Source organism: Adlercreutzia sp. DFI.6.23, from assembly GCF_024462535.1.
Lineage (GTDB): Bacteria > Actinomycetota > Coriobacteriia > Coriobacteriales > Eggerthellaceae > Adlercreutzia > Adlercreutzia rubneri.
In genome coordinates, this window is sequence record NZ_JANGBP010000641.1 from 1 (window position 1) to 295 (window position 295).

The 295-nt window shown below is 59.7% G+C and carries 1 protein-coding gene; it reads right to left on the bottom strand.

The window, feature by feature from the left end; translation table 11 throughout:
* Positions 1-50: 50 nt before the first annotated feature.
* A partial coding sequence (locus NE591_RS14885; protein WP_256157060.1) for a molybdopterin-dependent oxidoreductase occupies positions 51-295 on the bottom strand: 245 nt, incomplete at its 5' end.

The window sequence follows — 295 nt, forward strand, 5'->3', positions numbered from 1 at the left end:
GGCTCGCCCTTCTCGGTATCGACCACCATGCGCATCATTTCCTCGTTGGACTAGGTGTAGAACGCCTTGGCCGCCTCGTTGTCCATGCGCTCGGCAATGGCCCGGAAGATCTCCACGTCCTCCTTCGCCTCACCGATGGGGTCGGCCACCTTGTTCGCCATGTACAGGAAGGGAGTGTGCGAGCTGGCCTGAATCCAGTCGTACTCGAAGTAGTGGGCGCAGGGCAGCACAACGTCGCTGTACTCGCAGGTTTCGGAGAACTCCATGTCGTTAGTCACGATGCAGGGGATCTTCG